The 21544-nt window shown below is 70.0% G+C and carries 19 protein-coding genes; 13 read left to right on the top strand and 6 right to left on the bottom strand.

Annotation, left to right across the window (positions count from 1 at the left end):
* Positions 1 to 113 precede the first annotated feature (113 nt).
* The 4 genes from secD (at position 114) to relA (ending at position 6237) form a co-directional block, all read left to right on the top strand.
* The gene (gene secD, locus ACFU3E_RS34560; protein WP_384167503.1) at positions 114 to 1871 is read left to right on the top strand and encodes a protein translocase subunit SecD; all 1758 of its coding nucleotides are present in this window, start codon (positions 114 to 116) and stop codon (positions 1869 to 1871) included.
* Position 1872: 1 nt separating this feature from the next.
* Positions 1873 to 2988: a protein translocase subunit SecF gene (gene secF / locus ACFU3E_RS34565; RefSeq protein ID WP_384167506.1), complete on the top strand. Its 1116-nt coding sequence runs from the start codon at positions 1873 to 1875 to the stop codon at positions 2986 to 2988.
* Positions 2985 to 3524, top strand: a complete 540-nt coding sequence (locus ACFU3E_RS34570) for an adenine phosphoribosyltransferase (protein ID WP_384167509.1) — start codon at positions 2985 to 2987, stop codon at positions 3522 to 3524. The genes secF and ACFU3E_RS34570 overlap by 4 nt, the downstream gene beginning before the upstream one ends.
* A gap of 193 nt (positions 3525 to 3717) precedes the next feature.
* Positions 3718 to 6237, top strand: coding sequence for a GTP pyrophosphokinase (gene relA, locus ACFU3E_RS34575; RefSeq protein WP_384167512.1), 2520 nt, complete (start codon positions 3718 to 3720; stop codon positions 6235 to 6237).
* Positions 6238 to 6310: 73 nt separating this feature from the next.
* Here relA and ACFU3E_RS34580 read toward each other — a convergent pair whose 3' ends face one another.
* Both ACFU3E_RS34580 and ACFU3E_RS34585 read right to left on the bottom strand, forming a co-directional pair.
* Positions 6311 to 7540, bottom strand: coding sequence for a DUF349 domain-containing protein (locus ACFU3E_RS34580; RefSeq protein ID WP_384167515.1), 1230 nt, complete (start codon positions 7538 to 7540; stop codon positions 6311 to 6313).
* Between the two features lie 136 nt (positions 7541 to 7676).
* Positions 7677 to 8522, bottom strand: coding sequence for a peptidylprolyl isomerase (locus ACFU3E_RS34585; protein WP_384167518.1), 846 nt, complete (start codon positions 8520 to 8522; stop codon positions 7677 to 7679).
* Positions 8523 to 8689: 167 nt separating this feature from the next.
* Between ACFU3E_RS34585 and ACFU3E_RS34590 the strand changes: the two genes are divergently transcribed.
* The gene (locus tag ACFU3E_RS34590) at positions 8690 to 9406 is read left to right on the top strand and encodes an MBL fold metallo-hydrolase (protein WP_384167521.1); all 717 of its coding nucleotides are present in this window, start codon (positions 8690 to 8692) and stop codon (positions 9404 to 9406) included.
* An 11-nt stretch (positions 9407 to 9417) separates the two neighbouring features.
* Entirely contained in the window at positions 9418 to 10680 is a 1263-nt protein-coding gene (gene hisS / locus ACFU3E_RS34595; protein WP_384167524.1) for a histidine--tRNA ligase, read from the top strand.
* A gap of 41 nt (positions 10681 to 10721) precedes the next feature.
* On the opposite strand, the gene ACFU3E_RS34600 is transcribed toward hisS, so the two are convergent.
* From ACFU3E_RS34600 to ACFU3E_RS34615, 4 genes are read right to left on the bottom strand one after another with little or no spacing between them, the layout of a single operon-like run.
* Positions 10722 to 11348 (bottom strand): response regulator, encoded by a 627-nt coding sequence (locus ACFU3E_RS34600; RefSeq protein ID WP_384167527.1) that lies wholly within the window; start codon positions 11346 to 11348, stop codon positions 10722 to 10724.
* Positions 11345 to 12532 carry a sensor histidine kinase gene (locus ACFU3E_RS34605; RefSeq protein WP_384167530.1) on the bottom strand — a complete coding sequence of 396 codons (1188 nt, stop codon included), beginning with the start codon at positions 12530 to 12532 and terminating at the stop codon, positions 11345 to 11347. The genes ACFU3E_RS34600 and ACFU3E_RS34605 overlap by 4 nt, the downstream gene beginning before the upstream one ends.
* Positions 12529 to 13374 (bottom strand): ABC transporter permease, encoded by an 846-nt coding sequence (locus tag ACFU3E_RS34610; RefSeq protein ID WP_384167533.1) that lies wholly within the window; start codon positions 13372 to 13374, stop codon positions 12529 to 12531. Before ACFU3E_RS34610 ends, ACFU3E_RS34605 begins: the two co-directional genes overlap by 4 nt.
* Positions 13371 to 14243, bottom strand: coding sequence for an ABC transporter ATP-binding protein (locus ACFU3E_RS34615; RefSeq protein WP_384167536.1), 873 nt, complete (start codon positions 14241 to 14243; stop codon positions 13371 to 13373). The genes ACFU3E_RS34610 and ACFU3E_RS34615 overlap by 4 nt, the downstream gene beginning before the upstream one ends.
* Positions 14244 to 14384: 141 nt before the next feature.
* Here ACFU3E_RS34615 and ACFU3E_RS34620 point away from each other — a divergent pair, with 141 nt between their 5' ends.
* The 7 genes from ACFU3E_RS34620 to ruvX all read left to right on the top strand — a co-directional run bounded on the left by ACFU3E_RS34620 (position 14385) and on the right by ruvX (position 21517).
* Positions 14385 to 15041, top strand: coding sequence for a vitamin K epoxide reductase family protein (locus ACFU3E_RS34620; RefSeq protein ID WP_384167539.1), 657 nt, complete (start codon positions 14385 to 14387; stop codon positions 15039 to 15041).
* 69 nt (positions 15042 to 15110) lie between these two features.
* Entirely contained in the window at positions 15111 to 16463 is a 1353-nt protein-coding gene (locus ACFU3E_RS34625; protein WP_384167541.1) for a replication-associated recombination protein A, read from the top strand.
* A gap of 305 nt (positions 16464 to 16768) precedes the next feature.
* Complete coding sequence (rpsD, locus tag ACFU3E_RS34630) at positions 16769 to 17383, top strand: 30S ribosomal protein S4 (RefSeq protein ID WP_384167544.1); 615 nt, start codon at positions 16769 to 16771, stop codon at positions 17381 to 17383.
* Between the two features lie 176 nt (positions 17384 to 17559).
* The gene (locus tag ACFU3E_RS34635) at positions 17560 to 18000 is read left to right on the top strand and encodes a DUF948 domain-containing protein (protein ID WP_384167547.1); all 441 of its coding nucleotides are present in this window, start codon (positions 17560 to 17562) and stop codon (positions 17998 to 18000) included.
* Between the two features lie 9 nt (positions 18001 to 18009).
* Positions 18010 to 18363: a hypothetical protein gene (locus tag ACFU3E_RS34640; protein ID WP_384167550.1), complete on the top strand. Its 354-nt coding sequence runs from the start codon at positions 18010 to 18012 to the stop codon at positions 18361 to 18363.
* Positions 18363 to 21035, top strand: a complete 2673-nt coding sequence (gene alaS / locus ACFU3E_RS34645) for an alanine--tRNA ligase (RefSeq protein ID WP_384167553.1) — start codon at positions 18363 to 18365, stop codon at positions 21033 to 21035. The genes ACFU3E_RS34640 and alaS overlap by 1 nt, the downstream gene beginning before the upstream one ends.
* 17 nt (positions 21036 to 21052) lie before the next feature.
* Complete coding sequence (ruvX, locus tag ACFU3E_RS34650; RefSeq protein WP_059420352.1) at positions 21053 to 21517, top strand: Holliday junction resolvase RuvX; 465 nt, start codon at positions 21053 to 21055, stop codon at positions 21515 to 21517.
* Positions 21518 to 21544: the final 27 nt, after the last annotated feature.

Here is a 21544-nt window from a genome sequence, read left to right on the forward strand (position 1 = left end):
GGCCCGGCCCGCGCACCCCGGGACACGCCCAGCTCGCACGGAATCCCGACACCATGTCATGGCCGCCCGTCCGCCGATCCGGAGCGAGGTGGCCCGAGAGGGAGTACGAAAAGGTGGCCACACCTAAAAAGGGCAGGAACGCGAGCGCCCAGAGCAAGCCGGGGCGCTCGCTGGCCCTGATCCTGATCGCCATCGCGGCGCTCACCGGTGGGATGTTCGCCTCGGAGCACACGAAGCCGCGTCTCGGCATCGACCTGGCCGGCGGTACGAGCATCACGCTCCGGGCGGTCCCCGAGGCCGGCAACGAGGCGGCGATCAACAAGACCAACATGGACACCGCCGTCTCCATCATGGAGCGCCGTGTCAATGGTCTGGGCGTCCAGGAGGCCGAGGTCCAGACCCAGGGCCGGGACAACATCATCGTCAACATCCCCAAGGGCACGAACTCCGAGCAGGCGCGCAAGCAGGTAGGCACCACCGCCAAGCTCTACTTCCGCCCGGTCCTCGTGACCGAGGTCTCCGGCGGCGGCACGGCCAGCCCCTCGCCGAGCCCCACGGGAAGCCCCTCGGACCAGCCGTCCGGCAAGGCCACCGACAAGCCCGAGGCCACCGACAAGGGCTCCGCCTCCCCGTCTGCCTCTCCCACTACGCAGGGCCGCGCGGTCACCGACGCGCTGAAGGCCGACGCGACGCCGTCCGCGAGCGCCTCGGGCGAGTCGAAGGCCAGCCCCTCCGCGACCGGCGGCGCCGCAGGTGACGACCCGAGCAAGCTCCAGGAGCAGTACGCCAAGCTCGACTGCACCGACGAGAAGACCCGCTCCACCGTGGGCGACGGCGTCAAGGCCTCCCAGCCCACCCTGGCCTGCGGCCAGAACTCGCAGGGCCAGTGGCAGAAGTACATCCTCGGCCCCGCCGCGGTCGACGGCACGGACGTCGACGAGGCCCAGGCCACTCTGGACACCCAGAGGGGCGCGGGCTGGACGGTCCAGATGGACTTCACCGACGGGGGCGCCAAGAAGTTCGGCGACATCACCGGCAAGCTGGCTCAGAACCAGCCGCCGCAGAACCAGTTCGCGATCGTCCTGGACGGCGAGGTGGTCTCCGACCCGTCCGTCCGGCAGGCCCTGACCGGCGGCAACGCCGAGATCTCCGGCAACTTCACCCAGCAGTCCGCCCAGGAACTCGCCAACATGCTGTCGTACGGCGCGCTGCCGCTGACCTTCAAGGTGGACAGCATGACGACCGTGACCGCCGCGCTGGGTGGTGACCAGCTGCAGGCCGGGCTGATCGCCGGCGCGATCGGTCTCGCGCTGGTCGTCATCTATCTGCTGGCCTACTACCGCGGCCTGTCGTTCATCGCGATCCTCTCGCTGCTGGTCTCCGCCGCCCTCACCTACACGCTCATGTCCCTGCTCGGCCCGGCCATCGGATTCGCGCTGAACCTGCCGGCCGTCTGCGGTGCCATCGTCGCCATCGGCATCACGGCGGACTCGTTCATCGTGTACTTCGAACGCGTCCGCGACGAGATCCGGGAGGGCCGCTCGCTGCGTCCCGCCGTCGAGCGGGCCTGGCCGCGTGCCCGGCGCACCATCCTGGTCTCCGACTTCGTGTCGTTCCTCGCCGCAGCGGTGCTCTTCATCGTCACCGTCGGCAAGGTCCAGGGCTTCGCGTTCACGCTCGGCCTGACCACCCTGCTCGACGTGGTCGTCGTGTTCCTCTTCACCAAGCCGCTGCTGACGCTGATGGCCCGCCGCCCGTTCTTCGCCAACGGCCACAAGTGGTCCGGCCTCGACCCGAAGAGCCTGGGTGCCCAGCCGCCGCTGCGCCGCACCCGCCGTCCCTCCGCCCCCGTCGAGACGAAGGAGGCGTGAGATGTCGAAACTCGGCAACCTCGGCGCCCGGCTGCACCGTGGCGAAATCGGCTACGACTTCGTCAAGAACCGCAAGATCTGGTACGGCCTGTCGATCCTGATCACCATCACGGCCATCGTCGGCCTGGCGGTCCGCGGCCTGAACATGGGCATCGAGTTCCAGGGCGGCGCCGTCTTCAACACCCCGAAGAACACCAGCGTCTCGGTGTCCCAGGCGGAGGAGTACGCGGAAGAGGCCTCCGGCCACGACGCGATCGTCCAGAAGCTCGGCGACGGCAGCCTGCGTATCCAGGTCGCGGGTATCGACACCGGCGCGGCCAACGAGATCAAGAACACGCTCGCCGACGACCTCAAGATCGACTCGGAGCAGATCAACGCCGAACTGGTCGGCCCCAGCTGGGGCGAGCAGATCGCGAACAAGGCCTGGCAAGGCCTCGGCATCTTCATGGTCCTGGTGGTGATCTACCTCGCGATCGCCTTCGAGTGGCGCATGGCGCTGGCGGCGTTCGTCGCACTGATCCACGACATCACCATCACGGTCGGCATCTACGCCCTGGTCGGCTTCGAGGTCACACCGGGCACGGTGATCGGTCTGCTGACCATCCTCGGCTACTCGCTCTACGACACGGTCGTGGTCTTCGACAGCCTCAAGGAACAGACCAAGGACATCACCAAACAGACCCGCTGGACCTACAGCGACATCGCCAACCGCTCGATCAACAGCACCCTGGTCCGCTCCGTCAACACCACGGTGGTCGCGCTGCTGCCGGTGGCGGGCCTGCTGTTCATCGGCGGCGGTGTCCTCGGCGCCGGCATGCTGAACGACATCTCGCTGTCGCTGTTCGTCGGCCTCGCCGCCGGTGCGTACTCCTCGATCTTCATCGCCACGCCGCTCGTCGCCGACCTCAAGGAGCGCGAGCCGCAGCTGAAGGCCCTGAGGAAGCGCGTCCTCGCCAAGCGGGACCAGTCCGCCGCCAAGGGCGAGACCGAGGTCTACGAGGACGGCGAGTCGTACGCCGGCGAGCCCGAGGACGCCGCAGCCGCGGTGGTCGGGCCGCGCAACCAGCCCGCCTCCCGCACCCGTGGCCGCGGCCGCCCCTCGGGGAAGCGCCGATGACCGACATCAGGGAGCTGCTGCTCAGCCGCATCCGCGACGTGGCCGACTACCCGGAGCCGGGGGTGATGTTCAAGGACATCACCCCGCTCCTGGCGGACCCGGCGGCGTTCACCGCCCTGACCGACGCCCTCGCCGAGATCGCCGAGCGCGCCGGCGCCACCAAGGTCGTCGGCCTGGAGGCCCGCGGCTTCATCCTCGGCGCCCCGGTCGCCGTCCGCGCCGGCCTCGGCTTCATCCCCGTACGCAAGGCGGGCAAGCTCCCCGGAGCCACCCTCGCCCAGGCCTACGACCTGGAGTACGGTTCGGCGGAGATCGAGGTGCACGCCGAGGACCTCACCGCCGAGGACCGTGTCCTGATCGTCGACGACGTCCTCGCCACGGGCGGCACCGCGGAGGCCGCGGTCCAGCTCATCCGCCGGGCCGGTGCCGAGGTCGCGGGTCTCGCCGTCCTCATGGAACTCGGCTTCCTGAGCGGCCGGGCCCGCCTGGAGCCGGCGCTGAACGGTGCCCCCCTGGAGGCGCTGCTCACGGTCTAGCCACCGTGCGGCGCCCTGGGGGAGCACCGGCACGACACCGCGCAGGCGGGCCCGGACGATCCGGTGCCCGCCTCGTGCGTTTCCCGGGTAGACGGTCCTCACATTGGCCTGAAGGCGATCCTGGGGCCCAGGATCGCTACCATGGGTGCTCCGGAGCCTGACCGGGGACCCGGATCGCGCACGAGGAGCCCTCTTGCCAGACGAGGCCCAGCACCTGACCGCCGCCAAGCCCGAGTCCGCCTCGGCAGCCGCGGCCAAGCCCGCGCCGACCACGCCCCACGCGAAGAACGACACCCGCGGGCCCGTCGAGCATGCCCAGGCGACGCCGGTCGACAAACCCGCCGAGCAGTCGCGGCCCAAGCCCACCCCGCCCTCGGTACGGCAGGCGGCCGGCCAGCCGGCCCGCTCCGGCTCCTCCAACCGCGTCCGTGCCCGTCTGGCCCGGCTCGGTGTGCAGCGCGCGAATCCGTACAACCCGGTGCTCGAGCCGCTGCTGCGGATAGTGCGCGGCAACGACCCGAAGATCGAGACGGCCACCCTCCGCCAGATCGAGCGCGCCTACCAGGTCGCCGAGCGCTGGCACCGCGGCCAGAAGCGCAAGAGCGGTGACCCGTACATCACACACCCCCTCGCCGTGACGACCATCCTCGCCGAGCTGGGCATGGATCCGGCCACGCTGATGGCCGGTCTGCTGCACGACACGGTCGAGGACACCGAGTACGGCCTGGACGACCTGCGCCGCGACTTCGGCGACGTCGTCACGCTGCTCGTCGACGGTGTCACCAAGCTCGACAAGGTCAAGTTCGGTGAGGCCGCCCAGGCCGAGACGGTGCGCAAGATGGTCGTCGCCATGGCCAAGGACCCGCGTGTCCTGGTCATCAAGCTCGCCGACCGCCTGCACAACATGCGCACCATGCGCTACCTCAAGCGCGAGAAGCAGGAGAAGAAGGCACGCGAGACCCTGGAGATCTACGCGCCGCTCGCCCACCGCCTGGGCATGAACACCATCAAGTGGGAGCTGGAGGACCTCGCCTTCGCGATCCTCTACCCCAAGATGTACGACGAGATCGTCCGACTGGTCGCCGAGCGCGCCCCGAAGCGCGACGAGTACCTGGCCATCGTCACCGACGAGGTCCAGCAGGACCTGCGCGCGGCCCGGATCAAGGCGACCGTCACCGGCCGCCCGAAGCACTACTACAGCGTCTACCAGAAGATGATCGTCCGCGGCCGGGACTTCGCGGAGATCTACGACCTGGTGGGCATCCGCGTCCTCGTGGACACCGTCCGCGACTGCTACGCGGCCCTCGGCACGGTGCACGCGCGATGGAACCCGGTCCCCGGCCGGTTCAAGGACTACATCGCGATGCCCAAGTTCAACATGTACCAGTCGCTGCACACGACGGTCATCGGCCCCGGCGGCAAGCCGGTCGAGCTGCAGATCCGCACGTTCGACATGCACCGCCGCGCCGAGTACGGCATCGCCGCGCACTGGAAGTACAAGCAGGAGGCCGTCGCCGGCGCCTCGAAGGTGCGCAGTGACGCCCCCAAGTCGTCCGGCAAGAGCAAGGACGACCACCTCAACGACATGGCCTGGCTGCGCCAGCTGCTGGACTGGCAGAAGGAGACCGAGGACCCCGGCGAGTTCCTGGAGTCCCTGCGCTTCGACCTCTCCCGCAACGAGGTCTTCGTCTTCACCCCCAAGGGCGACGTCATAGCGCTCCCGGCCGGCGCGACCCCGGTCGACTTCGCGTACGCCGTGCACACCGAGGTCGGGCACCGCACGATAGGCGCCCGCGTCAACGGCCGGCTGGTCCCGCTGGAGTCCACCCTCGACAACGGCGATCTGGTGGAGGTCTTCACCTCCAAGGCACCCGGCGCCGGCCCCTCCCGCGACTGGCTCGGCTTCGTCAAGTCACCGCGTGCCCGCAACAAGATCCGGGCCTGGTTCTCCAAGGAACGCCGCGACGAGGCGATCGAGCAGGGCAAGGACGCCATCGTCCGCGCGATGCGCAAGCAGAACCTGCCGATCCAGCGCATCCTGACCGGCGACTCGCTCGTCACGCTCGCCCACGAGATGCGCTACGCCGACATCTCCGCGCTGTACGCGGCGATCGGCGAGGGCCATGTCTCCGCACAGAACATCGTGCAGAAGCTGGTCCAGGCCCTCGGCGGCGAGGAGGCCGCCACCGAGGAGATCGACGAGTCGGTCCCGCCGGCCCGTGGCCGCAGCCGCAAGCGCCGTACCAGCGCAGACCCGGGGGTCGTCGTCAAGGGCGTCGAGGACGTGTGGGTCAAGCTGGCCCGCTGCTGCACGCCCGTACCCGGTGACCCGATCATCGGCTTCGTCACACGCGGCAGCGGCGTGTCGGTTCACCGCAGCGACTGCGTGAACGTCGACTCGCTGTCCCGCGAGCCCGAGCGCATCCTCGACGTCGAGTGGGCGCCCACCCAGTCCTCGGTCTTCCTGGTCGCCATCCAGGTCGAGGCCCTGGACCGCTCCCGGCTCCTCTCGGATGTCACCCGCGTGCTGTCCGACCAGCACGTCAACATCCTCTCCGCGGCCGTCCAGACCTCCCGTGACCGCGTCGCCACCTCCCGCTTCACCTTCGAGATGGGCGACCCGAAGCACCTCGGCCACGTACTCAAGGCGGTCCGGGGCGTGGAGGGCGTCTACGACGTGTACCGGGTGACGTCGGCGCGCAGCAGGTCGTAACCGGCCGTCGCACACGACCACACGAAAGGGGCTCCCGTACACGGTGTACGGGAGCCCCTTTCGGTCGAATGCGTCAGCCTCCGAACTCCTGCAGGCCCTTCAGCGCCTGGTCCAGCAGCGCCTGCCGGCCGTCGAGCTCACGCTGGAGCTTGTCGGCCTTGGCGTTGTTGCCCTGCGCGCGCGCCTGCTCGATCTGGCCCCGCAGCTTGTCCACGGCGGCCTGGAGCTGGCCGGTCAGGCCCTCGGCACGCGCCCGTGCCTCCGGGTTCGTCCTGCGCCACTCGGCCTCCTCGGCCTCCTGGATGGCCCGCTCGACCGCGTGCATACGGCCCTCGACCTTCGGCCGGGCGTCGCGCGGCACATGGCCGATGGCCTCCCAGCGCTCGTTCACGTTCCGGAACGCGGCGCGGGCCGCCTTCAGGTCCGTGATCGGCAGGAGCTTCTCGGCCTCCTCGGCCAGCTCCTCCTTGAGTTTGAGGTTCTCCGACTGCTCGGCGTCCCGCTCGGCGAAGACCGAGCTGCGGGCCGCGAAGAAGACGTCCTGGGCGCCGCGGAAGCGGTTCCACAGGTCGTCCTCGTGCTCGCGCTGGGCGCGGCCCGCGGCCTTCCACTCCGACATCAGCTCGCGGTAACGCGCCGCCGTCACGCCCCAGTCCGTCGAGTTCGACAGCGCCTCGGCCTCGGAGACCAGCCGCTCCTTGGTCTTGCGGGCCTCCTCGCGCTGCGCGTCCAGCTGCGCGAAGTGCTGCTTGCGCCGCTTGGAGAACGCCGACCGCGCGTGCGAGAACCGGTGCCACAGCTCGTCGTCGGACTTGCGGTCCAGGCGCGGCAGGCTCTTCCAGGTGTCCACCAGGGCCCGCAGCCGCTCACCGGCCGCCCGCCACTGATCGGACTGCGACAGCTCCTCCGCCTCGGCGACCAGCGCCTCCTTGGACTTGCGGGCCTCGTCGGACTGCTTCGCCCGCTGCGCCTTGCGCTCCTCGCGGCGCGCCTCCACCAGCTCCACCAGCTTGTCCAGCCGGACCCGCAGGGCGTCCAGGTCGCCCACCACGTGGTGCGCGTCGACCTGCTCCCGGATGTGGTCGATGGCTGCCTGGGCGTCCTTCGCCGACAGGTCGGTGGTCTTCACTCGCTTCTCGAGGAGGCCGATCTCGACAACCAGGCCCTCGTACTTGCGCTCGAAATAGGCCAGCGCCTCCTCGGGGGAGCCCGCCTGCCAGGAACCGACGACCTGCTCGCCGTCGGCCGTACGCACGTACACGGTCCCCGTCTCGTCGACGCGGCCCCACGGGTCGCTGCTCACAGCGCCTCCTCCACATGATGCCTGCGAGGGGCCTGAAGCTCCCCCGGGCATCGTCCACAGTTTCGTCACGGCCAACATAGGCGACCGGCGGGGGGCCTGTCCGCATCCCGCGCGACCGAAATTTCGCAGTTGGGGGTCAGGATTCGGTGATCGTGGCCTTGTTGATCACGACCGTCGCGTTGGGCGCCGTATTGCCCGTCTGAGGGTCGGGGGCCTGCGCTCCCGCGTCCGCGATTTTCTTCAGGACCTTCATGCCCGCCTCGGACACCGTACCGAACGGTGTGTAGTCGGCCGGCAGCTGACTGTCCTGGTAGACGAGGAAGAACTGGCTGCCGCCGCTGTCGCGGCCCTGCTTCGTCTGCGGGTTGTACTGGTTCGCCATCGCGACCGTGCCCGCCGGGTAGATCCCGCCCTTGAGGCTCTTGTCCTTGAGGTTCTCGTCCGGGATGGTGTAGCCCGGTCCGCCCATGCCGGTGCCCTTCGGGTCGCCGCACTGCAGGACGTAGATGCCCTGGTTCGTGAGCCGGTGGCACTTGCTGTGGTCCAAGTAGCCCTTGCCGAGAAGGAAGTTGAACGAGTTGACGGTGTGCGGCGCCGCCGACGCCTTCAGCGCGACGTCTATCTCGCCGCAGGTCGTGTCCAGCTTCATCGTGTACTTCGCCGACTCGTCGATGGTCATCGCCGGTTCCTTCTTCCAGGTCTCCGACTTGACCTTGCCCGGGGCCGGCTTCTCGCACGGGTCCGGGGCCTTGCTGGGCGTGGCGCTCGGGGTGACGTCCGCGTTCGCGTTCTCCGTCTTGCCGTTGTCCTCGAACGGCTTGGTCAGGAAGACCGTCACCGAGAGCACCACGATCACGCCGAGAGCCGAGGCGATCACGGAGTTGCGGATACGGGCCCTGCGTCGCGCGTCCGTGCGTCGCTGCTGCTGCCGCAAGAACTTCTCCCGGGCGAGCTGACGCCGCCGCTGTTCCTGGCTGACCACCGGGTTCTCTCCTCATGGGTCTCGAACGTCGACCGGTACGCGTGCGTCCTGTGTGCCGACCGCCTGCGTGTGCCCCGTACCGTATATGGGTTCGCTGAGGAATCGGCAGCGCCGGTAGGCTCTGTGAGCAGCCGTAGCCGCCCGTATCGACACAACGAAGGACGATCGTGCTCATTGCCGGGTTCCCCGCCGGGGCCTGGGGGACGAACTGCTACCTCGTCGCCCCCGCCGCCGGTGAGGAGTGCGTGATCATCGACCCCGGCCATCAGGCCGCCGACGGCGTCGCGGAGGCCATCGCCAAGCACCGGCTCAAGCCCGTCGCCGTCGTCCTCACCCACGGCCACATCGACCACGTGGCCTCGGTCGTCCCGGTGTGCGGCGCGCACGACGTGCCGGCCTGGATCCACCCGGACGACCGGTACATGATGAGCGACCCCGGGAAGGCGCTCGGCCGGTCCATCGGGATGCCGCTGATGGGTGAGCTGACCGTGGGGGAGCCCGATGACGTCAAGGAGCTGGCCGACGGGGCGAAGCTGGAGCTGGCGGGCCTGGAGCTGTCCGTGGCGCACGCGCCAGGCCATACCAAGGGGTCGGTGACCTTCGGCATGCCCGAGGCGGCGGACATCCCGCCGATCCTCTTCTCGGGCGACCTGCTGTTCGCCGGCTCCATCGGACGCACCGACCTGCCCGGCGGTGACATGGCCGAGATGCTCGACTCGCTGGCCCGCGTGTGCCTGCCGCTCGACGACTCGACCGTGGTGCTGTCCGGCCACGGCCCCCAGACGACCATCGGCCAGGAGCGCTCCACCAACCCGTATCTGCGGCAGGTGGCGGCAGACCGCCAAGGACACGGCGCCTCCGAGGCTCCCCGACGAGGATTGTGACGAGACCTTCCGTGAGCACCTTCAAGGCCCCCAAGGGCACGTACGACCTGATCCCGCCGGACTCCGCGAAGTACCTCGCGGTCCGCGAGGCGATCGCCGCTCCGCTGCGCAACTCCGGCTACGGCTACATCGAGACGCCGGGCTTCGAGAACGTCGAACTCTTCGCGCGCGGGGTCGGTGAGTCCACCGACATCGTGACCAAGGAGATGTACGCCTTCGAGACCAAGGGCGGCGACCGGCTCGCCCTGCGCCCCGAGGGCACGGCCTCCGTCCTGCGCGCGGCGCTGGAGGCCAACCTGCACAAGGCCGGCAACCTCCCGGTCAAGCTCTGGTACTCGGGCTCGTACTACCGCTACGAGCGTCCCCAGAAGGGCCGCTACCGCCACTTCTCCCAGGTCGGTGCCGAGGCGATCGGCGCGGAGGACCCGGCGCTGGACGCCGAGCTGCTCATCCTGGCCGACCAGGCGTACCGCTCGCTGGGCCTGAGCAACTTCCGGATCCTGCTCAACAGCCTGGGCGACCAGGAGTGCCGCCCGGTGTACCGGTCTGCGCTGCAGGAGTTCCTGCGCGGCCTGGACCTGGACGAGGACACCCTGCGCCGCGCGGAGATCAACCCGCTGCGCGTCCTGGACGACAAGCGCGAGTCGGTCCAGAAGCAGCTGGGGGACGCGCCGCTGCTGCGTGACTACCTGTGCGACGCGTGCAAGGCGTACCACGAGGAGGTCCGCGAGCTGATCACGGCGGCGGGCGTCTCCTTCGAGGACGACCCGAAGCTGGTCCGCGGCCTGGACTACTACACCCGCACCACCTTCGAGTTCGTCCACGACGGCCTCGGCTCGCAGTCCGCGGTGGGCGGTGGCGGCCGCTACGACGGCCTGTCCGAGATGATCGGCGGCCCCGCGCTGCCGTCCGTCGGCTGGGCCCTCGGCGTCGACCGCACGGTCCTCGCCCTGGAGGCGGAGGGCGTCGAGCTCGAACTGCCCGCCACCACCAGCGTGTTCGCCGTCCCGCTCGGCGAGGAGGCCCGCCGCGTCCTGTTCGCCAAGGTCACGGAGCTGCGCAAGAACGGCATCGCGGCCGACTTCTCCTACGGCGGCAAGGGCCTCAAGGGCGCGATGAAGAACGCCAACCGCAGCGGCGCCCGCTACACGGTCGTCGCCGGCGAGCGCGACCTCGCCGAGGGCGTCGTCCAGCTCAAGGACATGGAGTCGGGCGAGCAGACGGCGGTGGGCGTGAACGAGATCGTGGCGGAACTGGAAGCCCGGCTGGGCTGACGTGCGTCCGAAGGCGCCGGAGAGCACGTCCGGCGCCTTCCTCACTGCTCCAGCAGCCCGTACCGCAACGCGCTGGTGACGGCCGCCGTCCGGTCGTCCACCCCCAACTTGCCGAAGACCCGCAGCAGATACGTCTTCACCGTCGACTCCCCGATGAACAGCCGGCGCCCGATCTCCGCGTTCGTGCACCCCTCGGCGACCAGCCGCAGCACGGCCGTCTCGCGTTCCGACAGACGCGGCCGCTCCGGTTTCGTCCGGAGCTGGTCGACCAGCCGGGCCGCGACGGACGGTGCCAGGACCGTCTCGCCGCGTGCCGCCGCCCGTACGGCCTCCGCGAGTTCGGCACGCGGAAGGTCCTTCAGCAGATAGCCCGCGGCCCCGGCCTCCACGGCCCGCAGAATGTCCCGGTCCGTCTCGTAGGTCGTCAGCACGACCACCCGGCACGTCAGCCCGGCCCGCGCCATCCGCACGATCGAGTCCACGCCGCCTCCGTCCGGCATCCGCAGATCCATCAGCACGATGTCGGGCCGCAACCGGGCCGCCAGCGCCTCCGCCTGCGGCCCGCTGGACGCGTCGGCGACGACCTCCAGGTCGGACTCCGCACTGAGCATCGCCCGCAGCCCCTCCCGCACGACGGGATGGTCGTCGGCCAGGATGATCCGGATCACGGCGTCCCCCTCCGTACGACCGGCAGTCGCACCGTCACGACCGTTCCGTCGCCCGGGACGCTGCGCACCTCGGCGGTGCCGCCCACTTCGGACGCCCGGGCCCGCAGTCCCGCGAGACCGTACCCGCCGCAGGCGGCGGAGGGGTCGAAACCGCGGCCGTCGTCCCGTACCGACACCGTCAGCGCGTCGTCGGCGTACGCCAGCGACACGCCGACCGCCACCGGACTCCCCGCGTGCTTACGGGCGTTGGCCAGCGCCTCCTGGCAGGCGCGCAGCGCGACCACCTCCGGGCCCGCGGGCAGCGTGCGCACGGGGCCGGTCACCTCCAGCGCCGCGTCATGGCGCGCGGCGAGCCGCCGCAGCGCGTCCGGCAGGGACGCGCCGTCCAGGTCGGCGGGTGCGCCCCCGGCGACCAGGGCCCGGGCCTCGGCGAGGTTCTGCCGGGCCGTCTCGTCCATCAGCCGCAGATGACGCCGTGCCCCGGGCACGTCGTGGTCCAGCTCCGCCTCGACCGCCTGAATCAGCATCACCAGACTGGTGAACCCCTGCGCCAGCGTGTCGTGGATCTCCCGGGCCAGCCGCTCCCGCTCGGCCAGCGCCCCATGGGCCTCGGACAGCCTGCCGACCTCATGGCGGCTCGCGTCCAGCTCCGCGATCAGCTCCGCCCGTTCCTGGCTCTGCTCGATGATCCGGATGACCCAGATGCCGACGGCCACCGAGAACACCAGGGTGACCACCGAGAACAGCACGTCGAACGCAAGCTCCCGCGCTCCGGGCCACCACAGCAGCGCCCAGCCCGCCACGGGCACGAGGTTCATCACGGCCACCGCCACCAGCGCCGACCGCAGCCGCAGCGTCATGAAGCACTGCGGGATCAGCGCGAAGGTCAGCACCCGCGTCTCACCGGCGAGCACCGCCGACGGCAGGAACAGCGCCAGCGCGGCGGCCAGATAGCCGATCGCCTGCCGCTGGTCGGGCGGATCGCCCCGGATCAGGCGCCGCCCGGCCACCACGTACAGCGGGACCAGCGGGACGAGCAGCGCCGCCGCGACCGCGCGCAGCGGCCAGCCGGGCCGCTCCGAGGCGAGCACGTAGGCCACCGTGGCCACCCAGATCAGCGCGAAGTACGTGTCCCAGAGCCGGAACGAGCGCTCCCAGTGGTAGGCGCTCACGGCATCGCTCATCCGGTGCGCCGGTCCTTCCATCGGAACGTCAGCAGACACAGCGCCAATCCTCCGACGCACCACGCGGCCAGCACCAGAGCCACGCGTCCCGACTCCCAGCTCCCCGCCTGCTCCAGCACCTGCGCCGACTCCGGCAGGAACACCCCGCGCAGCCCCTGGCACATCCACTTCAGCGGGAACAGCGCGCCGACGGTCAGCATCCAGTCCGGAATGGTGCCGATGGCGATGTACACCCCGGAGATGAACTGCAGCACCAGGAAGGGCAGGACGACCACCGAACCCGCGCTGTTCGCGGAGTTCGGGACCGAGCTGATCGCGATGCCCAGCAGGGCACACGCCGTGATGCCCAGCACGAAGATCCACGCCAGGTCGAACCAGCGGCCCGCGTCCGCGGGCAGGTCCACGCCGTAGCAGGTCGTGCCGACGACGAGGAGGATCGCCGTCTCCAGCACACCGGTGAAGAGAACCAGCCAGATCTTGCCGAGGAAGTAGGCCGCCGGCGGCATCGGCGTGCCCCGCAGCCGGCGCAGCACCTTGTCCTGCCGCTCGATCGCGATCGAGATGCCGAGCGCCTGGAAGCTCGTCGACATGATGCCGGCGGCCATCATCGCCGGCACGTACAGCTGCGAGGCGGTGATGCCCGCGCCCTCCACGTCGTCCCGGAAGATCGACGCGAACAGGAACAGCAGGACGACCGGGAAGGCGAACGTGAACACCACCTGGTCGCGCTGCCGGAAGAACTGCCTGATCTCCAGGGCGCCCCGCCGCAGTCCGAGCCCCCACACACCGGGCAGCCGTCCGACGCCCACCTCACCACGTTCCCGTACGACGGTCGTGCTCATCGCGCGTCCTCCTGGGACTGTCCGGTCAGCCGGAGGTAGACGTCCTCCAGCGTGGGGCGCGTCACCGTCAGCCCCGGGATCTCGCCGCCGAAGCGGTGCATGAGCCCGGCGACGGCCCGGGTCGGCGTCTCGGTGCGCTCCGCACGCGGGGTGCCGTCCGGCTCGGTCCAGGCGACGGTGGCCTCGGTGCCGTACCGCTCCCGCAGGGTTCCGGGTTCGCCCTCGGCGACGATCCGGCCCCTGGCGACCACGGCCAGCCGGTGCACGAGGGCTTCCGCCTCCTCCAGGTAGTGCGTGGTCAGCAGGATGGTCGTGCCCTCGTCGGCCAGGGCGCGGATCAGCGACCAGAACTGCCGCCGGGCCGCCGGATCGAAACCGGTCGTCGGCTCGTCCAGGAGCAGCAGGTCGGGACCCCCGATGACGCCGAGCGCCACGTCCAGACGCCGACGCTGGCCGCCCGACAGCGCCTTGATCCGGCTGTCCGCCTTCGCCTCCAGACCGACCAGGCCGATGATCTCCTCCGGGTCCCGTGGCCGGGGGTAGTAGCGGGCGAAGTGCCGCACGGTCTCCCGGACCGTCAACTCGGCGGGCGCCGATTCGTCCTGCCAGACGATCCCGACACGTGATCGCCACGCGCGCGTGCCGGTCGCCGGGTCCGACCCGAGCACGGACACCTCGCCCGCGTCCCGGTCCCGGTTGCCCTGGAGGATCTCCACCGTGGTGCTCTTGCCCGCACCGTTGGGCCCGAGCAGGCCGAACACCTCGCCCCGCCGGATGCCGAGATCGATGCCGTCGACGGCGGTCACGTCCCCGTAGCGCTTGCGCAGCCCCCGCACGTCCACGGCGAGTTCGTACCCCTGTGCTGTCATGCGACGAGCGTCGGCCGGAACACACCCCTCAGGGACGACCGGGCGGACATCCTTATGTCCACTGAACGGTGGACACAGGCACCGGTGCGGCACAATGGCCCTGCCCGAAGATGTTCAGGTCTCCCGTGACGGATCGGCGTGATGAGTAAGACGACAGTCAAGGACGTCTCCACAGAGCCCGAGCCGGAGCGCGCCGAGATCGCGCCTCGCGCGCAGGGCGGCAGCCGGGCCCTCGCCCTGCTGCTGGTGATCACCGGCGCCGCCGGACTGCTCGCCGCGTGGGTCATCACGATCGACAAGTTCAAGATCCTCGAGGCCAAGGTCGAGGGCAAGACGTTCACGCCCGGCTGCAGCTTCAACCCGGTCGTCTCCTGCGGCAGCGTCATGGAGAGCAAGCAGGCCGCGGTCTTCGGCTTCCCGAACCCGATGCTCGGCCTCGTCGCCTACGGCATCGTCATCGGCGTCGGCATCAGCCTGCTCGCCGGCGCCCGCTTCCCGCGCTGGTACTGGCTCACCTTCAACGCCGGCTGCCTCTTCGGCGTGAGCTTCTGTGCCTGGCTGATGTTCCAGTCCCTGTACCGGATCAACGCGCTCTGCCTGTGGTGCTGCCTGGCCTGGGTCGCCACGATCCTGATGTTCTGGTACGTGACGTCGTTCAACATCCGCAAGGGCTTCCTGCCGGCCCCGAGCCGGCTCAAGAGCTTCTTCGGCGAGTTCACCTGGGTCATGCCCGTGCTGCACATCGGCATCATCGGCATGCTGGTCCTGACACGCTGGTGGGCCTTCTGGACCAGCTGACCCCGGGGCTCCGGGGTCAGGCCGGATCACCCGGCCGGAATGTCGGTGCCGTGATTTAGGGTTTCTGACGTGGAACCCGACCTGTTCACCGCCGCAGCCGAAGAACGCCAGGAGAAGGAGCCGTCCAGCAGCCCCCTGGCGGTGCGGATGCGCCCGCGCACCCTCGACGAGGTGGTGGGCCAGCAGCACCTGCTGAAGCCGGGTTCCCCCCTGCGCAGACTGGTCGGGGAGGCCTCCGGCCCGGCCGGGCCCTCCTCGGTGCTCCTCTGGGGCCCGCCCGGCACCGGCAAGACCACCCTCGCGTACGTCGTCTCCAAGGCCACCGACGCCCGCTTCGTCGAGCTGTCGGCGATCACCGCCGGCGTCAAGGAGGTCCGCGCGGTCATCGACGGCGCCCGCCGCGCCTCCGGCGGCTACGGCAAGGAGACCGTCCTCTTCCTCGACGAGATCCACCGCTTCAGCAAGGCCCAGCAGGACTCCCTGCTCCCGGCCGTCGAGAACCGCTGGGTGACGCTCATCGCGGCCACGACGGAGAACCCGTACTTCTCGGTGATCTCGCCCCTGCTGTCCCGGTCCCTGCTGCTCACCCTCGAACCGCTCACGGACGACGACATCAAGCGCCTCATCCAGCGCGCCCTCACCGACGAGCGCGGCCTCGAGAGTGCCGTCACCCTCCCCGAGGAGACCGAGAGCCACCTCCTGCGCATCGCCGGGGGCGACGCCCGCCGCGCCCTGACGGCCCTGGAGGCGGCCGCCGGAGCCGCCCTCGACAAGGGCGAGGCGGAGATCGGCCTGACGACCCTGGAGGAGACGGTCGACCGGGCCGCCGTGACGTACGACCGCGACGGCGACCAGCACTACGACGTGGCCAGCGCTCTGATCAAGTCCATCCGCGGCTCCGACGTCGACGCCGCCCTGCACTACCTGGCCCGGATGATCGAGGCCGGCGAGGACCCCCGCTTCATCGCCCGGCGCCTGATGATCTCCGCCAGCGAGGACATCGGCCTGGCCGACCCGACCGCTCTGCAGACGGCGGTCGCCGCCGCCCAGGCCGTCGCCATGATCGGCTTCCCCGAGGCCGCCCTCACCCTCAGCCACGCCACCATCGCCCTCGCCCTGGCACCCAAGTCCAACGCCGCGACCACCGCGATCGGTGCCGCCCTGGAGGACGTCCGCAAGGGCATGGCCGGGCCCGTCCCCGCCCACCTGCGCGACAGCCACTACAAGGGCGCGACCAAGCTCGGCCACGGCCAGGGCTACGTCTATCCGCACGACCTGCCCGAGGGCATCGCGGCCCAGCAGTACGCCCCGGACGAACTGAAGGACCGCGCCTACTACGAGCCGACCCGGCACGGGGCGGAGGCCCGTTACGCGGACGCGGTGGAGTGGACCCGGAAGAACCTCGGTCGAAAGCGGCCCTGAGCACCCTGTAAACTCGTCCGGAGTGCCGCGTCCCGTGCAGTCAGAACGGGACAGTCGGCCGGAGCCCCGATCCTCCGGGATCGGCTCCAGGAGCGTCGCGCACCGTCGAACGGTGTCGCGGGCAGCCCACCACCACCGTCGTACGACGGGACCGGTCGGTGGGCCACTCGCGTGCTGCACGTATGTGCCCAGACCAGGGGAGCGGCTGCCCACCGGGGTCCACCAGGACCAAGGAGGGTTTCCCCGGCTGCGGATGCGACCTCCCTCAACCCTGACAAGCCGGAAACCAGGAAAGAGAAAAGACAGTGGCGAACCAGTCCCGCCCCAAGGTCAAGAAGTCGCGTGCCCTCGGCATCGCGCTGACCCCGAAGGCCGTCAAGTACTTCGAGGCCCGCCCCTACCCGCCGGGTGAGCACGGCCGCGGCCGCAAGCAGAACTCGGACTACAAGGTCCGTCTGCTCGAGAAGCAGCGTCTGCGCGCGCAGTACGACGTGTCCGAGCGCCAGCTCGTCCGCGCCTACGAGCGTGCCTCCAAGGTCCAGGGCAAGACCGGTGAGGCCCTGATCATCGAGCTGGAGCGCCGTCTCGACGCCCTGGTGCTGCGTTCGGGCATCGCCCGCACGATCTACCAGGCCCGCCAGATGGTCGTCCACGGTCACATCGCGGTCAACGGCAAGAAGGTCGACAAGCCCTCCTTCCGTGTCCGTCCGGACGACGTCGTGCAGGTCCGTGAGCGCTCCAAGGAGAAGACCCTCTTCACGATCGCTCGCGAGGGTGGCTTCGCCCCCGACGGTGAGACCCCGCGCTACCTCCAGGTGAACCTCAAGGGCCTCGCGTTCCGCCTGGACCGCGACCCGAACCGCAAGGAGATCCCGGTGATCTGCGACGAGCAGCTCGTCGTCGAGTACTACGCCCGCTGATCTTCGGCAGGCACGCGGTACTCAGCCCGTCGTCTCCCCACCCGCCCGGGTGGGCGAGGCGGCGGGCTTTCGCGATTCCCCTGCCCCCGCGCGGTAATCCGGTACGGAGCGCCATGCCCGGCGCGATAGGCTCGGCGCACGACTTTTTCGATGTTCAGGCACGTTTCAGGGAGCGGGTGCACACAGTGTCCGGTGGAGAGGTTGCCGGGATCCTGGTGGCCGTCTTCTGGGCGATTCTGGTCTCCTTCCTCGCCGTCGCCCTGGCGAGGGTGGCCCAGACGCTCAAGGCGACCACCGAGCTCGTGGCGGAGGTGACCGACCAGGCCGTCCCGCTGCTGGCCGACGCCTCCGCGGCGGTGCGCTCCGCGCAGACCCAGATCGACCGGGTCGACTCGATCGCCTCCGACGTCCAGGAGGTCACGTCGAACGCCTCGGCGCTGTCGACCACCGTCGCCTCCACCTTCGGCGGCCCCCTGGTCAAGGTCGCAGCGTTCGGCTACGGCGTGCGCCGGGCCCTCGGCGGCCGCAAGGAGGACGTGCCCGCCAAGGCGTCCAGGCGTACCGTGATCGTGGGCCGTACGGTCACTCGGCGCAGCGCCCGAGGGAAGAGGGACTGAGAGCCAGCGATGTTCCGCCGTACCTTCTGGTTCACCACGGGCGTCGCCGCCGGTGTGTGGGCCACCACCAAGGTCAATCGCAAGCTGAAGCAGCTGACCCCCGAGAGCCTCGCCAGAACGGCCGGCAACAAGGCGATCGAGGCCGGCCACCGCATCAAGGACCGTGCCGTGGGCTTCGCGCTCGACGTCCGGGACAACATGGCCGTGCGGGAGGCCGAGCTGGGCGACGCCCTCGGGATCAACGAGAACCCCGAACTCCCCGGGCCCCGGCGGTACGCCGCCATCGAGAACCGCAACAACCCCAAGTACGTCGAGGGTTCGGCGTACCAGACGTACCCGTACAACCGGAATGAGGACCACTGATGGAGTCGGCTGAGATTCGCCGCCGCTGGTTGAGCTTCTTCGAGGAGCGCGGTCACACCGTCGTCCCTTCGGCGTCGCTCATCGCGGACGACCCGACTCTGCTCCTCGTCCCGGCCGGCATGGTGCCCTTCAAGCCCTACTTCCTGGGTGAGGTCAAGCCGCCCTTCAGCCGCGCCACCAGCGTGCAGAAGTGCGTGCGCACACCGGACATCGAAGAGGTCGGCAAGACCACCCGGCACGGCACGTTCTTCCAGATGTGCGGCAACTTCTCCTTCGGCGACTACTTCAAGGAAGGCGCCATCAAGCTCGCCTGGGAGCTGCTCACCAGCCCCCAGGACAAGGGCGGTTACGGCCTCGACCCCGAGCGCCTGTGGATCACCGTCTACAAGGACGACGACGAGGCCGAGCGCATCTGGCACGAGGTCGTCGGCGTGCCGAAGGAGCGCATCCAGCGTCTCGGCATGAAGGACAACTACTGGTCCATGGGCGTCCCCGGCCCCTGCGGCCCGTGTTCCGAGATCAACTACGACCGAGGCCCCGAGTTCGGCGCCGAGGGCGGCCCCGCCGTCAACGACGAGCGGTACGTGGAGATCTGGAACCTCGTCTTCATGCAGTACGAGCGCGGCGAGGGCACCGGCAAGGACAACTTCGAGATCCTCGGCGACCTGCCCAGCAAGAACATCGACACCGGCCTTGGCCTCGAGCGCCTCGCCATGATTCTGCAGGGCGTGCAGAACATGTACGAGATCGACACCTCGATGGCCGTCATCGCCAAGGCCACCGAGCTGACCGGTGTCCGCTACGGCGACGCCCACGCCTCGGACGTCTCCCTGCGCGTGGTCACCGACCACATGCGCACCTCCGTGATGCTCATCGGAGACGGCGTCACCCCCGGCAACGAGGGCCGCGGCTACGTGCTGCGCCGCATCATGCGCCGCGCCATCCGCAACATGCGCCTGCTCGGCGCCACCGGCCCGGTCGTCAAGGACCTCATCGACACCGTGATCGGCATGATGGGCCAGCAGTACCCCGAGCTCATCACCGACCGCGAGCGCATCGAGAAGGTCGCCCTCGCCGAGGAGAACGCCTTCCTCAAGACGCTGAAGGCCGGAACCAACATCCTCGACACGGCCGTCACCGACACCAAGGCCGCCGGCGGCAGCGTCCTGCCCGGCGACAAGGCCTTCCTGCTCCACGACACCTGGGGCTTCCCGATCGACCTCACCCTGGAGATGGCCGCCGAGCAGGGCCTCTCCGTGGACGAGGACGGCTTCCGCCGCCTGATGAAGGAGCAGCGGGAGCGCGCCAAGGCCGACGCCCAGGCCAAGAAGACCGGGCACGCCGGCGTCGGCGCCTACCGTGAGATCGCCGACCAGGCGGGTGCCACCGACTTCATCGGCTACACCGACACCGAGAGCGAGTCCACGATCGTCGGCATCCTGGTCGACGGTGCCTCCTCCCCGGCCGCCACCGAGGGCGACGAGGTCGAGATCGTCCTCGACCGCACCCCGTTCTACGCCGAGGGCGGCGGCCAGATCGGTGACACCGGCCGCATCAAGGTGGACACCGGTGCCGTCATCGAGATCCGCGACTGCCAGAAGCCGGTCCCGGGGGTGTACGTCCACAAGGGCGTCGTCCAGGTCGGCGAGGTCACCGTCGGCGCCAAGGCCCACGCCTCCATCGACGACCGCCGCCGCAAGGCCATCGCCCGCGCCCACTCGGCCACGCACCTGACACACCAGGCCCTGCGCGACGCCCTCGGCCCGACGGCCGCCCAGGCCGGTTCCGAGAACCAGCCCGGCCGCTTCCGCTTCGACTTCGGTTCCCCGTCCGCCGTCCCGACGACCGTGATGACCGACGTCGAGCAGAGGATCAACGAGGTGCTCGCCCGCGACCTCGACGTCCGCGCCGACGTCATGGGCATCGACGAGGCCAAGAAGCAGGGCGCCATCGCCGAGTTCGGCGAGAAGTACGGCGAACGCGTCCGCGTGGTCACCATCGGCGACTTCTCCAAGGAGCTGTGCGGCGGCACCCACGTGCACAACACCGCCCAGCTGGGCCTGGTGAAGCTGCTCGGTGAATCGTCCATCGGCTCCGGTGTCCGCCGCATCGAGGCCCTGGTCGGTGTGGACGCCTACAACTTCCTCGCCCGCGAGCACACGGTCGTCGCCCAGCTCCAGGAGCTGATCAAGGGCCGCCCGGAGGAGCTCCCGGAGAAGGTCTCCGCCATGCTCGGCAAGCTGAAGGACGCCGAGAAGGAGATCGAGAAGTTCCGCGCCGAGAAGGTCCTCCAGGCCGCCGCCGGTCTCGCCGAGTCCGCCAAGGACATCCGTGGCGTTGCTCTCGTGACCGGCCAGGTCCCGGACGGCACGACCGCCGACGACCTGCGCAAGCTGGTCCTGGACGTGCGCGGACGCATCCAGGGCGGACGGGCCGCCGTGGTCGCCCTGTTCACGGTGGCGAACGGCAAGCCGCTGACGGTCATCGCCACCAACGAGGCCGCTCGCGAGCGCGGCCTGAAGGCCGGCGACCTGGTCCGCACGGCTGCCAAGACCCTCGGTGGCGGCGGTGGCGGCAAGCCGGACGTCGCCCAGGGCGGCGGCCAGAACCCGGCCGCCATCGGTGAGGCCGTGGACGCCGTGGAGCGCCTGGTCACCGAGACGGCCAAGTAAGAGACGGGTCGGACAGCATGCGCAGAGGACGTCGACTCGCGATCGACGTCGGGGACGCCCGTATCGGGGTCGCCTCGTGCGACCCCGACGGGATCCTCGCCACCCCGGTGGAGACGGTCCCGGGGCGTGACATCCCCGCAGCTCAACGGCGGTTGAAGCAACTCGTCGAAGAGTACGAGCCCATCGAGGTCGTGGTCGGTCTCCCGCGCTCCCTCAAGGGGGGCGAGGGCCCGGCCGCGGTCAAGGTCCGGGGCTTCACCCAGGAACTGGCCCGCATGATCTCCCCGGTTCCGGTGAGACTCGTCGACGAACGCATGACGACGGTGACGGCCAGCCAGGGACTGCGCGCCTCGGGCGTGAAATCCAAGAAGGGCCGGTCCGTCATCGACCAGGCGGCGGCCGTCGTCATCCTGCAACAAGCCCTCGAATCCGAACGGGTGTCAGGTAAAGCACCCGGCGAAGGCGTCGAAGTGGTCATCTGATCGCGATACGGTAACGTTCCGCGCGAT

This window comes from Streptomyces sp. NPDC057424 (assembly GCF_042803315.1).
GTDB lineage: Bacteria > Actinomycetota > Actinomycetes > Streptomycetales > Streptomycetaceae > Streptomyces.

What these genes read in the sequence shown, in the direction of transcription:
- secF (WP_384167506.1), top strand. Translation starts at nt 1,873, where the DNA reads ATGTCGAAACTCGGCAACCTCGGCGCCCGGCTGCACCGTGGCGAAATC.
- ACFU3E_RS34570 (WP_384167509.1), top strand. Translation starts at nt 2,985, where the DNA reads ATGACCGACATCAGGGAGCTGCTGCTCAGCCGCATCCGCGACGTGGCC.
- ACFU3E_RS34605 (WP_384167530.1), bottom strand. Translation starts at nt 12,532, where the DNA reads ATGAGCGATGCCGTGAGCGCCTACCACTGGGAGCGCTCGTTCCGGCTC.
- ACFU3E_RS34610 (WP_384167533.1), bottom strand. Translation starts at nt 13,374, where the DNA reads ATGAGCACGACCGTCGTACGGGAACGTGGTGAGGTGGGCGTCGGACGG.
- ACFU3E_RS34615 (WP_384167536.1), bottom strand. Translation starts at nt 14,243, where the DNA reads ATGACAGCACAGGGGTACGAACTCGCCGTGGACGTGCGGGGGCTGCGC.
- ACFU3E_RS34620 (WP_384167539.1), top strand. Translation starts at nt 14,385, where the DNA reads ATGAGTAAGACGACAGTCAAGGACGTCTCCACAGAGCCCGAGCCGGAG.
- ACFU3E_RS34640 (WP_384167550.1), top strand. Translation starts at nt 18,010, where the DNA reads ATGTTCCGCCGTACCTTCTGGTTCACCACGGGCGTCGCCGCCGGTGTG.
- alaS (WP_384167553.1), top strand. Translation starts at nt 18,363, where the DNA reads ATGGAGTCGGCTGAGATTCGCCGCCGCTGGTTGAGCTTCTTCGAGGAG.
- ruvX (WP_059420352.1), top strand. Translation starts at nt 21,053, where the DNA reads ATGCGCAGAGGACGTCGACTCGCGATCGACGTCGGGGACGCCCGTATC.